Source organism: Knoellia terrae (assembly GCF_048606435.1).
In the GTDB taxonomy this organism is placed as follows: Bacteria; Actinomycetota; Actinomycetes; order Actinomycetales; family Dermatophilaceae; genus Knoellia; species Knoellia terrae.
The window spans coordinates 35,923-49,515 of the sequence record NZ_JBMBWH010000009.1; the positions used below are offsets into that span (position 1 = coordinate 35,923).

Sequence of the window (13,593 nt, forward strand, 5' to 3'; positions counted from 1 at the left end):
GGGGGACCGGTGGGACTATTCCCACCGGGGGAAGGCAGGTCTAGCGTCCGATGGCAGGCACGAGCGACATCTCGGCCGCTCGCCATGCCTCGACGGAGGAGGACCCGTGAACCACCGAAACGTCTCCAGATTCCGGGTCGGCGCCATCGCGGCGACGGCCGGACTCGTCGGTGCCCTGGCCGTGGCCGGCACCGCCCGCGCCGCGGTCGTCACCGACACCAGCGCGCTCCGCACCGCCGTGACCGCCGAGGGCGTCGTGCAGCACCTCGAGGCCTTCCAGGCCATCGCGGACGCGAACAACGACAACCGCCAGGCCGGCACGAGCGGGCACGAGGCCTCGGTCGACTACGTCGAGGGCCTCCTCGACGCCGCCGGCTACGACACGTGGCGCCAGGAGTTCAGCTACGAGCGCGTCAACTTCACCGGCTCGTCCCTGACGAGGACGGCACCGACCGCGCAGGCCTACACCCTGGGCATCGACTTCTTCCCGATGGACTTCTCCGGCGGAGGCACGGCCGCGGCGCCGGTCACTGCCGTCGACGTCAACCTCGTGGGCGACCGGGCCTCGACGAGCGGGTGCGAGGCAAGCGACTTCGCCACCTTCCCCGCGGGTCACATCGCCCTGATCCAGCGCGGCTCGTGTCCCTTCGCACAGAAGGCCGACAACGCCATCGCGGCCGAGGCCAGCGGCGTCATCATCTTCAACCAGGGCAACGTCGACCCCGCGGATGACCGTTTCGGCCTGTTCGCGGGAACCCTCGACCCCCCCGTGCGCTCGATCCCGGTGGTCAGCGCCTCCTTCGCCCAGGGCGAGGAGTGGGTCAACACCGAGGGTCTCGCCATGAACCTGACCCTGGCGATCGCCCTCGAGCAGGTCACCACCGAGAACCTCCTCGCTGACACCCCGACCGGTCGCACCGACCGCACCGTCGTTGTCGGCGGCCACCTGGACTCGGTCGGCGAGGGACCGGGCATCAACGACAACGGCTCCGGCACGGGGGCCATCCTCGAGACGGCGCTCCAGATGGCCGAGCTCGGCATCAACCCCGAGAACCGCGTGCGCTTCGCGTTCTGGAGCGGTGAGGAGGACGGACTGCTGGGGTCCGACTTCTACGTCGCGCAGCTGTCGAAGGCGGAGCTCAAGGGCACGGCCCTCAACCTCAACTTCGACATGGTCGGCTCACCGAACTCGGTCAACTTCGTCTACGACGGGGACGGCGACGCGCTCGGGGTCTCGGGGCCGAACGGCTCGGGCCTCATCGAGAGCGTGTTCACCGGCTTCTTCACGTCGCAGGGCGCGATGAGCGAGCCGACGGACTTCGACGGCCGGAGCGACTACTTCGGGTTCATCAACGCCGGCATCCCCGCCGGCGGTCTCTTCACCGGTGCCGAGGGCATCAAGAGCGCGCAGCAGGCGGCGGACTACGGCGGCACGGCCGGTCTCCCGTACGACCCCTGCTACCACGCTGCCTGCGACACCATCGACAACATCAACGAGGACACCCTCGACCTGATGGCCGACGCGATCGCGCACGCGACCCTGACGTTCGCCGAGACGACCTCCGCGGTCAACGGCACGGGCAAGGGCAACGGCACGGGCAAGGTCGACTGGCAGTTCAAGGGCAACCGCGCCCTGCGCTGACCGCCACCGCAGCACTGCGAAGCCCACGGCCCCGAGCGTCACGCACGTGACGCCCGGGGCCGCGGGCCGCTTGGGCGACGGTGTCCGGGGCGGAGGACATGATGGGGACCATGACGCCGCCCCACCCGACGACTCGTCTCAGCCGGCTCGCGGCGCGCCGCATCGCGCTCGCGGCCCAGGGCTTCGACCGCGCTCGCCCGGCACCGTGGACCTCCAGCTCGCGGCAGGTGCAACGCGTCATCGACACCGTCGGCGTCATCCAGATCGACAGCGTCAACGTCGTCTCGCGCAGCCACTACCTGCCGTTCTACTCCCGGCTCGGTCCCCACGACAGCGCACTCGTCGACCGGGCCCGTGACCGGGCGCCACGTCGCCTGGTCGAGTACTGGGCGCACGAGGCCTCCCTCGTGCCCGCCTCGACCTGGCCGCTGCTCACCTTCCGCATGCGCCGGGCCCAGCACGAGTCCTGGGGCGGCATGCAGAGCGTCCAGCGGGAGCACCCGGCGCTCGTCGAGGCCGTGCTCACCGAGGTCCGCCTCCGCGGTCCGATGACCAGCCGCGAGCTCGAGGCGGCGCTCGCTCACGACCTGCCGCGCGAGCGAGACCAGTGGGGCTGGAACTGGTCGCTGGTCAAGAACGCCCTCGAGCACCTCTTCTGGGCGGGCCGGGTCAGCTCGGCAGGCCGCACGAGCCAGTTCGAACGCCGGTATGCCGTCCCGTCCCGTGTGCTGCCGCCGCACCTCCACGACGTGGCCGAGTCCGTCGAGGCCTGGCCCTCGGACGAGGAGGCGTTCGTCGGGCTGACCCGGATCGCGGCGCGGGCCCACGGGGTGGGCACCGAGCAGTGCCTGCGCGACTACTTCCGGCTCCGGCCCGAGCAGGCGGCCCCGGCCATCGCCACCCTCGTCGAGGCGGGCGAGCTGGTGCCGGTGACGATCGAGGGCTGGAAGCGGCCGGCATACCTGCACCGTGACGCGAGGCGACCACGACGCATCGCGGCGCGAGCGCTGCTGTCCCCGTTCGACTCGCTGATCTGGCAGCGCGACCGGACCAGCGCGCTCTTCGGCTTCGACTACCGGCTCGAGATCTATGTGCCCGAGGAGAAGCGCGTCCACGGCTACTACGTGCTGCCGTTCCTCCTCGGCGAGGACCTCGTCGCCCGGGTCGACCTCAAGGCGGACCGGCTCGGTGGCCGGCTGCTCGCCCGCCGGATCACCTGGGAGCCGGGTCGCGGGGGAGTCGATGACGCGCGCGAGCTCCACGAGGAGCTCCGCCTCATGGCCGACTGGCTCGGTCTCGCCGACGTCGAGACCGTCGCGCTCAGCGCCTGAGCAGCTCCCAGTGGTCGGCCGGTCCGACGCTCCCGTCGGGGGCGGTGGCCTCGGCCTCGTGGCCCCAGCGGGTGAACCCGACCGACTCGAGGACGCCGTTGCTGGCGCCGTTGTCCGATGCAGTCTCGGCGACGAGCCGGCGCAGGCCGAGCCCGCCCTCCACGGCGGGAGCGAAGGCGTGGGCGACCGCAAGGCGGGCTGCCGTGCGGGCGGCGCCCCGGCCGCGCGCGCTGGGGTGGAGGAAGTAGCCGAGCTCGGCGGTGTCGCCCTCGGCGAGGGTGCCCGAGTGGACGAAGACGAGGGCCTCACCGAGCGCCCGGTCGCTCCCCGCGTCGGCGATGCACCAGTTGACGCTGGAACCGCGCGCCATGAACAGACGACGGCGCATCAGCCAGGCGTCCCAGGTCTCCTCGGTCGGGATGGCGCGAGCGGGGAGGAAGTGCGGTGGGTGCTCCGGGGCCTCGACGCTCTCGCGGTCGTCGTCGCGCCACGCGCGCAGCCGGATGCCGTCGGCCTCGAGGACCGGCGGCACGAGCCACGCCGTCCGGGGCTCGGGCGGGTCGTCCCGCCCGATGGAGGCGAACCACGTGTCGACGAGCCGACCGTCACCGTGGATGACGTGCTCGGGCAGGGTCGTGACGAACTCGTAGCCCGCGGCCCGGGCCACCGCCCATGACGCGAAGTTGCCCTCCTCGGCGTGCCAGTCGACCCGCCGACCGCCCCGGTCGAACCACCACTGGTCCACGAGCCGCAGGGCGCGAGCCATGAGGCCGCGGCCGCGCGCGGCGGGGTGCAGGCCGTAGCCGATCTCGGCCCGACCGCCGGCGCGCGGCCGCAGGTCGATGGTCCCGAGGAAGCGGTGGCCGACGTCGGCGACCTCCTCGAGGGCCCAGAGCTTGTCCCCGTCGCCGTCCTCGCGGTCCCAGCCGGCCGCGATCGCGTCGAGCCACTCGTGGGCCATCTCGACGGTGTAGTTGCGCGGCACCTGCGTCCAGCGCAGGCTGGCGGGGTCGACGCACTGCTCGACGATGCGGTCGACGTCGCGGGAGGAGTGGGCGCGAAGGCGCACGACGCCGTCGGTCAGCACGGGCACTGAGGCGGGGAACGGCATACCGAATGTCATCACGTCGGCGCGGCCGGACGGAACCGATCACGCGTGTCTCCCGTTGGTCGTGGGGGAAGAGGGGCTCGACTACCCTGATTCACGTCCTGTCGAGATTCCCCCGCAGGACCACAGCTCATGAGGAGTCCAACCCGTGGTGAAGATCGTCGAGAAGCTGCTGCGCGCCGGTGAAGGCCGGACGATCAAGAAGCTCGAGAACATCGCCGACCAGGTGAACGCGATCGAGGAGGACTTCGTCGCGATGAGCGACGACGAGCTCCGCGGGATGACGGACGAGTTCCGTGCCCGCCTCGCCGACGGCGAGACCCTCACCGACATCCTCCCCGAGGCGTTCGCCGCGGTCCGCGAGGCGGGCAAGCGCACCCTCGGCAAGCGACACTTCGACGTCCAGATCATGGGTGGGGCGGCCCTGCACATGGGCAACGTCGCCGAGATGAAGACCGGTGAGGGCAAGACGCTCGTCGCGACCCTGCCGTCCTACCTCAACGCCATCGAGGGCAAGGGCGTGCACGTCGTCACGGTCAACGACTACCTCGCCGAGTACCAGGCCGAGCTGATGGGCCGCGTCCACCGCGCCCTCGGTCTCGAGACCGGCTGCATCCTCGCCAACATGACGCCGGACCAGCGGCGTGAGCAGTACGCCAAGGACATCACCTACGGCACCAACAACGAGTTCGGCTTCGACTACCTGCGCGACAACATGGCGTGGTCGACCGACGAGCTGGTCCAGCGCGGCCACAACTTCGCGATCGTCGACGAGGTCGACTCGATCCTCATCGACGAGGCGCGCACGCCGCTCATCATCTCCGGGCCGGCAGACCAGCCGACGAAGTGGTACGCCGAGTTCGCCAAGGCCGTCATGCACCTCGAGCGCGGCGAGGGCGCCGACCCGATGCGCGGCATCCCGAGCCGGGGCGACTACGAGGTCGACGAGAAGAAGAAGACCGTCGGCGTGCTCGAGCCGGGCATCGAGAAGATCGAGGACTACCTCGGCATCGACAACCTCTACGAGAGCTCGAACACCCCGCTCATCGGCTACCTCAACAACGCGATCAAGGCCAAGGAGCTGTTCACCCGCGACAAGGACTACGTCGTCATGGACGGCGAGGTGCTCATCGTCGACGAGCACACCGGGCGCATCCTCAAGGGCCGCCGCTACAACGAGGGCATGCACCAGGCCATCGAGGCCAAGGAGGGCGTGACGATCCAGAACGAGAACCAGACGCTCGCGACGATCACGCTCCAGAACTACTTCCGCATGTACGACACCCTCTCGGGCATGACGGGGACGGCCATGACCGAGGCCGCCGAGCTCAACTCGATCTACGGCCTCGGCGTCGTGCCGATCCGCACCAACCGCCCGATGATCCGCAAGGACCAGGCCGACCTCGTCTACCGGACGGAGGAGGCCAAGTACAAGGCGGTCGTCGACGACATCGCCGAGCGCCACGAGAAGGGCCAGCCGGTCCTCGTCGGCACGGTCAGCGTCGAGAAGAGCGAGTACCTCTCCGAGCAGCTGCGCCGTCGCGGCATCCGGCACAACGTCCTCAACGCCAAGCACCACGAGCGCGAGGCCGCGATCGTGGCCGACGCCGGGCTCAAGGGCGCCGTGACCGTCGCCACGAACATGGCCGGGCGAGGCACCGACATCATGCTCGGCGGCAACCCCGAGTTCATGGCCGTCGCGGCGCTCAAGGACCGCGGCCTCGACCCGGTCGAGACGCCTGACGAGTACGAGGCGGCGTGGGACGCGGCCCTGGAGAAGTCCGAGGCCACGGTGAAGGCCGAGCACGAGGAGGTCACCGACCTCGGTGGGCTCTACGTCCTCGGCACCGAGCGGCACGAGTCGCGACGCATCGACAACCAGCTGCGTGGTCGCTCCGGTCGTCAGGGCGACCCGGGTGAGTCACGTTTCTACCTGTCGCTGCAGGACCACCTCATGCGGCTGTTCAACGCCGGCATGGTCGACCGCGTCATGAGCTCGACGGGCATGGAGGACGACCAGCCCATCGAGTCGAAGATGGTCTCGCGCTCCATCGCCTCGGCGCAGAGCCAGGTGGAGGCGCAGAACTTCGAGATCCGCAAGAACGTCCTCAAGTACGACGACGTCCTCAACCGCCAGCGCACCGTCATCTACGACGAGCGCCGTCGCGTCCTCGAGGGCGAGGACCTGCACGAGCAGATGCGCTTCTTCGTCACCGACGTCATCGGTGGCTACGTGGACGCCGAGACCGCCGAGGGCTTCCCCGAGGACTGGGACCTCGACCGCCTCTGGACGGCGCTGCGCGCGCTGTACCCGGTGTCGCTGACGCAGGAGCAGGTCGTCGAGGCCGCCGGTGGCCGCTCGGGCCTGCGCGCCGACACCCTCAAGGAGGAGCTGCTCTCCGACGCCCACCACGCGTACGACTCCCGCGAGGAGCTCCTCGGCAACGACGTCATGCGCGAGGTCGAGCGTCGCGTCATGCTCTCGGTCCTGGACCGCAAGTGGCGCGAGCACCTCTACGAGATGGACTACCTGCAGGAGGGCATCGGCCTGCGGGCCATGGCCCAGCGCGACCCGCTCGTCGAGTACCAGCGTGAGGGCTTCCAGCTCTGGCAGGCGATGAACGAGTCCGTGAAGGAGGAGGCCGTCGGCCTCGTCTTCCACGTGGACGTCCAGGTCGACCAGCCCGCGCCGGAGGTGGCCGCCGCGCGGCAGCACGTCTCCGACATGTTCGGTGGGCTCAGCGCTGCCGGTGCCGACGGCTCGCCCGACGGCCAGGTGGCGACCGAGGAGGAGCCCGAGCTCCCGCGGGTCGAGGTGGCCGGGGTCGGCATCGAGCGTCCGCGCCAGCCGGCGCAGCTGCACTACACGGCGCCGTCCGAGACCGGGGAGGTCGTCGAGCGTGACGTCGCCGCGGGCGGGATGGACGCCGGTGTCGGTGGACTCACCGCCGAGCAGCTCGCCCGCACGCCGAAGAACGCTGCCTGCCCCTGTGGGTCGGGCAAGAAGTTCAAGATGTGCCACGGCAAGGCCTGAGCAGCGCGTCCTGAGCCCCGACCACGGGGGTCGGTGACGGAGGTCAGCCGATCTGGAGGGCCTCGACCCGCCAGCGGCCGTCCTGACCGGCGAGCCGGATCGCCATGGCGCGCACGCGCACGCCCTCGCTGACGACGACGCTGCACTCGGCGACACCGTCGGCCGGCTCGCTCACGTGCACGGTGCGCACGACGGCCCGTCGGGCGGCGGACCGGGTGCCGGCCGCACGACGGCGTGCCGCCAGGGCGCCACGGCGGGCGATCACGGCATACACCGGGGGAGTGGTCCAGCGCAGGACCTGAGGCGCCGGGCGGAGCCCTGACATCACCTCGATGATGGCCTGGGCGATCTGCCCGGCCCAGGGACCGGGCTCCGGCAGGTCCGCCCGCGCAGTGCTCTGCGGGCCGAACAGCTGCTCGTCACTGCCGACGGCGAGGTCGACCGCGAGGGCGTCCTGGACGTAGGCCGGGTGGCCCATCTCGTCCGCCGACCGACGCAGGGCCTCGGCCAGGGGCACGGCGGCGGGACGGTGGCAGACCTCGGGCCGGATCGTGACCGAGGTGAGGTGGGAGGCCACGGTGCGCGTCATCGCTCGACCGTCGACGGGTGGTCGGGGCCCGGGACGCGCAGGACCTGGCCCGGGAGCAGGAGGTGAGGGTCCGGGCCGACGACGTCGCGGTTGAGCGCGAACCACCGACGCCACGCATGGTCGACCTCGGCATCGCTCGCGCCGGGCCCGAGACGACGGGCGGCGATCGACCACAGCGAGTCGCCGCGGTGCACGACCACCTCGTCCTCATCGCGGGGCGCGGCGAGGTGACCCGCGAGCAGCGTGGGATCGGCCTGGGGTCGGACTCGCGGAGGGGTCGGGGTGAAGCCGGGTGCTGCCGGTGGCGCCGGCTCGACCACCGGCACCAGCGTGGGACCGGTCGCGGCCGGCGCCGCCGGGGATGGAGCCGCCCGGAAGCCGGGGTCGGGTGCCCGCTCGCCGCCCGGTTGGGCCGCAGCAGTGGCGGCGGTCGCCGCTGCGCCGACGGCGACGGCCTGCGTCGGTGCGCCGACGACGCCGACGCCGACGCCGAGGACGAGGCCTGCGGTCCTGCGGGCCAGCGCGGGCGTGATGCGCCGCGACAGGCGGTGGGCTGCCCGGCCGCACCGTCCCGGAACGTGGGCGGTGAGCTCGAGGGCGACGCCACCGAGGAACCACGCGGCGAGGCCGGCGGCGAGAGCCGCGAGGACGAGGGTGAGCAGCTCGTCCACCGCGGCCGGACCCGGAGCGCTCACCGACGCCCACGCCGACAGGAGAGCGGTGCCGAGGAGGCGGACGGCCACGAGCGCGGTCAGCGCCAGCAGCACGCTCGCACCGGCAACGCGGAGCGCAGAACCGGGCGGAAGACCGGCGCTCGCACCGGAGCGGGAACCGTCCATGGTGTCGTTTGAAGCCGTTTGCATGCGTTTGACGTTAGATGATGGCACTGGCGTGTGCAACAGGAACTTCCGTGCCTGTGGGTCCTAGGCTCCCGACATGCGATGGGACCGGCTCTTCGACGATCTCGAGGCGCAGCTCGGGGCGGAGGAGCGCCGCGAGCGCGACTCGGAGGTGGCCGACCGGACGCGCCGCGAACGCGCCTCGGTCACGCTGTCGGCGAGGTTCGCGGCCTCGCTGGGCGCCACCGTGCGGCTGCGGCTGCGGACCGGAGCGCAGGTTCGCGGTCGGCTGGTCGACCTCGGCGAGGACTGGCTGCTCCTGAGGCTCGAGTCCGGCACGGACGCCGTCGTGCCCGTGCACGCGCTCACGGGGGTCGCCGACCTGCCGGGCCGGGCCTCCACCGCCCGGACAGCGCGCCGTTTCGCACTCGGCTACGCCCTGCGCGGGCTGTCCCGGGACCGGGCCCAGGTCGCGGTCACCGATGTAGGCGGTCAGATCACGACCGGCACCATCGACGTCGTCGGCGCCGACTTCCTCGACCTGGCCCAGCACGCCGCGGGGGAGAGCCGGCGTGCGGAGAACGTCACGGGTCGTCAGACCCTGCCGTTCAGCGCCCTCGTGCTGGTCGAGTCGCGCTGACGCTCACTCGTCGCCCTGGGACTGCACGAACTCGCGCGTCTGGGAGTACATCCGCTGGATGTACTCCTCGAGCACCGTCGTCTCGACGCGCCACTGCCCACGGCCCCCGACCTTGATGGCCGGCAGCTCGCCGGACCGCACCAGCGCGTAGGCCTGCGCCGACGAGATGTCGAGGACCTCGGACACCTCGGTGAGCGGGATGAACCGCTTGGCCACGGGCGCTCCTCTCGTCGTCTGCGTCGGTCAGTCTGCCACGCGGTCGTGCGCCGTCCGGGACTCCCGTCCACAGCGGGAACCGTGGCGGAGGTTGTCCACAGGCGGGGACGCTCACCGGGCGGGGACGGGGCTGGTGCGCCACAATTCCGGCAGGGGGAGGTCACGCGACCCCGTGCCCCCGCGCCCCGTCCCCACGACCCGGAGCCTCGCCGATGTCCGAGCTGTCCACGCCCACCGCGCAGCGCCTGCGCCGACCCTCGTGGCGCGACAGTCGACTGCTGTTCGGCGTGCTGCTCGTGCTCGCCTCCACGGCCATCGGCGCCTGGGTGATGAGCCGCGCCGACGACCGCGTGCCGATGTATGCCGCGAAGTCCGGTCTCGTGGCCGGTCAGCCGCTGTCGGCCCAGGACGTCGTCAGGGTGGACGTGCAGCTCGGGAGCTCGGCCGACGACTACGTCAGCGCCCGGTCGGACCTGCCGCCGGACTCGTTCGCCCTCAGAGAGGTACGCGCGGGCGAGCTCATCCCGCGGACCGCGCTCGGTCCTCGGGCGCAGGCGACCAACCAGCCGGTCGCGCTCCAGGTGGACGCCACCTCGGCGTCGACGCTGCGCGCCGGGTCCGTCGTCGACGTCTACGTCAACCGGCCCGTGAAGCCGGACACGGGAGGAGTCGGCGCGGTGGGGTCACGTGCGCTCGCGGGCGCGGAGCTGGCGCTCGAGGGGGTCACGGTCGTGGGCCTGTCCGAGGACGACACCGTCATGGGGGGTCTGGGCGACACCCGCGCCGTCCAGGTCATGGTGCCCCAGGGCAAGGTGCAGGCACTCGTGGGGGACGTCGACCTCGGCGCGCGCATCACGCTGGTCGCCGTGCCGGGCGCGGTGTCGCAGAAGGCGTCATGACGGCTGCCGTCATCACGGGGGTGTCGCACCACCACGAGCAGCAGCTCGTGGCCATGCTCGAGAGTGCGGACGGCGTCGAGGTCGTGCGCCGGTGCGCCGACGTGGCCGAGCTGCTGTCCACGGGCGCCTCGGGAGTCGCCGACGTCGCGGTGGTCTCGGCGGACTTCCGCGGCCTGGACCGTGACGGGCTGCGGCACCTTGCCGGTCACGGGGTGCGGGTCGCCGGTCTCGTCGCGAGCGGCGACGAGGCGTCGGAGGCACGGCTGCGCCAGCTGGGGGTGCGGACCATGGTGCGACCCGGCGACGACCCGCAGACGCTGGCGGCGGCGATCGTCGACCTGTCCGGGGGCCGCGCCGGTGCGGCTCCGACCGCCGCGACCGGTGCCCGAGACGCCTCGCTGACCGATGACGACCTCGCCCGGTGGCTCGCCGGACCGTCGGCCGCCGCGAGCGCCGCCTCCATCGGCCTTGAACCCATCCGCGACGACGACGGTCCTCCCCGGGCCCTCGTCACCGCGGTCTGGGGGCCGACCGGTGCGCCCGGCAGGACGACCGTGGCCGTCACCCTGGCGTCGCACCTCGCCTCTCGCGGAGTCCGCACCCTCCTCGTCGACCTCGACACCTGGGGTGCGAGCGTCGCGCAGCTCCTCGCCCTGGTCGACGAGGCTCCGGGCGTCGCCGCAGCGGCGCGTGCCTCGGAGCAGGGGACGCTCGACCTCGCCGCGCTCTCCCGGGTGGCACCCGAGGTGACTCCAGGGCTGCGGGTGCTGACCGGCATACCGACTCCGCACCGGTGGCCCGAGCTGCGGGCCGCCGCGGTGGAGGACGTCCTCGAGCAGGCGCGCAACCTCGTCGACCACGTCGTCGTCGACTGCGGCTTCTCCATCGAGGACGACGAGGAGCTGAGCTACGACACGGCCGCGCCCCGACGCAACGCCACCACCCTGACCGTCCTGGAGCAGTGCGACACCCTCGTCGCGGTCGGTGCCGCCGACCCCATCGGGCTGCAGCGTCTCGTCCGGGCCGTGCAGGACGTCGCCGTCATCCCCTCGCCCGCGCCGGTCGTCGTCGTCAACAAGGTCAGGGCGTCCGCCACCGGCTCCCGGCCGGAGCACGCGCTCGCCGACGTGCTCTCCCGGTTCGTCGGGCTCGAGGACCCGGTCTTCGTGCCGTGGGCGCCGGACGACTGCGACGCCGCGCTCCTCGCCGGTCGCAGCCTCGTCGAGCACGCGCCCTCGGCGCCCGTCACCCGGGCCATCGCGCGCCTCGCCGCCGTGGTGCGACCCGACCTGGTCGCGGTCGCTCCGACCGGCAGCCGCAGCCGCAGGGGACGCCTGCGACGCGGGTCGCACCGGTCCGGCTGACCGTCGTCGTCACGCCTGCCGGGGCCGCCGCCGGGCCGGCACCCATCTGACACGATGGGCCCGTGGCCGACCGGATGAGCACCCTCGACAGCAGCTTCCTCACGCTCGAGGACTCGTCCACGCCGATGCACGTGGGGTCCGTCATGGTGTTCGACGCCCCGGATGAGGGCTTCGACTACGACCGCCTCGTCGGCATCATCGCGCGCCGCATCGCCTACGTCCCGCGCTACCGGCAGCGGGTCCGCGTCGTGCCCGGCCGGCTGGCCAACCCGGTGTGGATCGACGACGAGCGCTTCGACGTGACCTACCACGTGCGGCGGTCGGCCCTCCCACGCCCCGGTGGGGACGAGCAGCTCGAGGAGCTCATCGCACGGATCCAGCCGCGAGCGCTCGACCGGAGCCGTCCGCTGTGGGAGGTCTACCTCGTCGAGGGCCTGGCCGACGACCGGTTCGCGATCATCACCAAGACCCACCAGGCGCTCGTCGACGGGGTCAACGCCGTCGACATCGCCCACCTCATCCTCGAGGACTCCGAGACGCCCGGTACCGAGAGCGTTGACGACACGTGGCGCCCGAGCCGTGAGCCGACGCAGACCGAGCTCATCGTCAGTGCCCTCTCCGACAGCGTGCGTGCGCCCGGCCAGGTCGTCGACACGCTCCAGGCCGGCATCACGGACGTCAAGGCCACCGCCGGGCGGGTGCTCGGCATCGCCGGGAAGCTCGCCGCCACCGTCGCGCGGGCCTCCGCCAGCCCGGCGCCCACGTCGCCGCTCAACACGCGCGTCGGCCGGGCCCGCCGCTACGTCATGGTGGGCACCGACCTCGAGGACTACAAGAAGGTCCGCGCCCGCCTGACCAAGGGGAGCTTCGCCGACGATGTCAGCATCAACGACGTCATCCTCGCGACGGTCACCGGCGCGTTCCGCACGTGGCTCATGACCCGCGGCGAGAGCGTCCACGGCGCGACGGCGATCCGGGCCATGGTGCCGGTGAGCATGCACAACGACGAGAGCGAGCTGCCCGCGGGACGCCACCTCACGGCCTGCTTCGTCGACCTCCCGGTCGGTGAGCCCGGGGCCTCGATGCGGCTGCACCAGATCGCGTTCGCGATGCGCCAGCAGATGGAGGCCGGCAGCGCCGTGGGCGCGGACACCCTCGCCGGCCTCGGCGGGTTCGCGCCGCCGACGATGCACACGCTCGCGGCCCGTCTGGGGGGTGCGGTGTCGCGGCGGCTGTTCAACGTGGCGATCACCAACGTGCCCGGGCCCCAGCACCCGCTCTTCGTCGCCGGGGCGCAGATGGCCTCGACCTACCCGGTGATGCCGCTGGGCACGACGCGCGCGCTGTCGATCGGGCTGACGTCCTACGACGGCGGGGTCTACTACGGCCTCTATGCCGACCGGGATGCGCTGCCCGACACCGACGTCCTGGGCCAGTCGATCGTCGACTCCCTCCAGGAGCTGCTCGACGCCCCCCGTTCCCGGACCCGCTGAGAGGACCTGCCGTGCCGATGGTTCGCGTCTACGTGCCGCTCGACCCTGCCACCCTCGAGGACCTGCGCCGACGCGGCGAGATCGGTCCGGTGCCGGTCAGCGCGCACGCCGCCGTCGAGGCGGCCGGCTCTCCGTCCGGCAGGGACGACGAGGAGCGGGAGTATGCCGCGTGGTCGGCCGCCGCTGCCGACGCCGCAGAGCGCGCCGGGGGCAGGGGGCGCCGCGTGGTCGCGTCCGCCGACGTCGACACCGCGGTGGTCAGCCGCCAGGAGGGCGGCGGCAGCACCGCCGTCGAGCTCGACGCCGTCGTCGTGCTCTCCCGGGTCGCGTCCTTCCACATCGACGAGCGGCCGGGCGGCGACACGGCCGACCTGCTCTGGTACGACGTCACCGAGCTCGACGACGTCATCGGCCTCGCCGCCCGCCCCACGCCCTAGC

At 72.3% G+C, this 13,593-nt stretch carries 12 protein-coding genes; 8 read left to right on the top strand and 4 right to left on the bottom strand.

The genetic code is table 11. The annotated features are described in order from the left end of the window. The first annotated feature begins 106 nt into the window (after nt 1-106). Nucleotides 107-1,642 carry a M28 family peptidase gene (locus ACOJV9_RS12860; protein ID WP_420185615.1) on the top strand — a complete coding sequence of 512 codons (1,536 nt, stop codon included), beginning with the start codon at nt 107-109 and terminating at the stop codon, nt 1,640-1,642. A 101-nt stretch (nt 1,643-1,743) separates the two neighbouring features. Beyond that, nucleotides 1,744-2,973: a winged helix-turn-helix domain-containing protein gene (locus ACOJV9_RS12865; protein WP_420185616.1), complete on the top strand. Its 1,230-nt coding sequence runs from the start codon at nt 1,744-1,746 to the stop codon at nt 2,971-2,973. On the opposite strand, the gene ACOJV9_RS12870 is transcribed toward ACOJV9_RS12865, so the two are convergent. Then, nucleotides 2,963-4,084: a GNAT family N-acetyltransferase gene (locus ACOJV9_RS12870; RefSeq protein WP_420185617.1), complete on the bottom strand. Its 1,122-nt coding sequence runs from the start codon at nt 4,082-4,084 to the stop codon at nt 2,963-2,965. The genes ACOJV9_RS12865 and ACOJV9_RS12870 overlap by 11 nt on opposite strands. Before the next feature lie 145 nt (nt 4,085-4,229). On the opposite strand from ACOJV9_RS12870, the gene secA reads away from it, so the two are divergent. After that, complete coding sequence (gene secA, locus ACOJV9_RS12875) at nt 4,230-7,115, top strand: preprotein translocase subunit SecA (protein ID WP_420185618.1); 2,886 nt, start codon at nt 4,230-4,232, stop codon at nt 7,113-7,115. Between the two features lie 43 nt (nt 7,116-7,158). Here the strand turns inward: secA and ACOJV9_RS12880 are convergent, their stop codons facing one another. Together ACOJV9_RS12880 and ACOJV9_RS12885 are read right to left on the bottom strand one after the other, a co-directional pair. Continuing rightward, nucleotides 7,159-7,704: an Rv3235 family protein gene (locus ACOJV9_RS12880; protein ID WP_420185619.1), complete on the bottom strand. Its 546-nt coding sequence runs from the start codon at nt 7,702-7,704 to the stop codon at nt 7,159-7,161. Beyond that, on the bottom strand, nt 7,701-8,567 hold the full coding sequence (locus ACOJV9_RS12885; protein ID WP_420185620.1) for a LysM peptidoglycan-binding domain-containing protein: 867 nt from the start codon (nt 8,565-8,567) through the stop codon (nt 7,701-7,703). The genes ACOJV9_RS12880 and ACOJV9_RS12885 overlap by 4 nt, the downstream gene beginning before the upstream one ends. 73 nt (nt 8,568-8,640) lie before the next feature. Here ACOJV9_RS12885 and ACOJV9_RS12890 point away from each other — a divergent pair, with 73 nt between their 5' ends. Further along, a complete protein-coding gene (locus tag ACOJV9_RS12890) occupies nt 8,641-9,183 on the top strand; it encodes a hypothetical protein (protein WP_420185621.1) in 543 nt (180 codons plus the stop codon). 3 nt (nt 9,184-9,186) lie between these two features. Here the strand turns inward: ACOJV9_RS12890 and ACOJV9_RS12895 are convergent, their stop codons facing one another. Further along, entirely contained in the window at nt 9,187-9,399 is a 213-nt protein-coding gene (locus ACOJV9_RS12895) for a helix-turn-helix domain-containing protein (protein WP_420185622.1), read from the bottom strand. 212 nt (nt 9,400-9,611) lie between these two features. On the opposite strand from ACOJV9_RS12895, the gene ACOJV9_RS12900 reads away from it, so the two are divergent. From ACOJV9_RS12900 to ACOJV9_RS12915, 4 genes are all read left to right on the top strand, one after another. Then, nucleotides 9,612-10,298: a hypothetical protein gene (locus tag ACOJV9_RS12900; RefSeq protein WP_420185623.1), complete on the top strand. Its 687-nt coding sequence runs from the start codon at nt 9,612-9,614 to the stop codon at nt 10,296-10,298. Further along, nucleotides 10,295-11,662 (top strand): CpaE/TadZ family protein, encoded by a 1,368-nt coding sequence (locus ACOJV9_RS12905; RefSeq protein ID WP_420185624.1) that lies wholly within the window; start codon nt 10,295-10,297, stop codon nt 11,660-11,662. Before ACOJV9_RS12900 ends, ACOJV9_RS12905 begins: the two co-directional genes overlap by 4 nt. Before the next feature lie 62 nt (nt 11,663-11,724). Beyond that, entirely contained in the window at nt 11,725-13,155 is a 1,431-nt protein-coding gene (locus ACOJV9_RS12910) for a WS/DGAT/MGAT family O-acyltransferase (protein ID WP_420185625.1), read from the top strand. Nucleotides 13,156-13,172: 17 nt separating this feature from the next. Continuing rightward, complete coding sequence (locus ACOJV9_RS12915; protein ID WP_420185734.1) at nt 13,173-13,592, top strand: DUF6912 family protein; 420 nt, start codon at nt 13,173-13,175, stop codon at nt 13,590-13,592. Nucleotide 13,593: the final 1 nt, after the last annotated feature.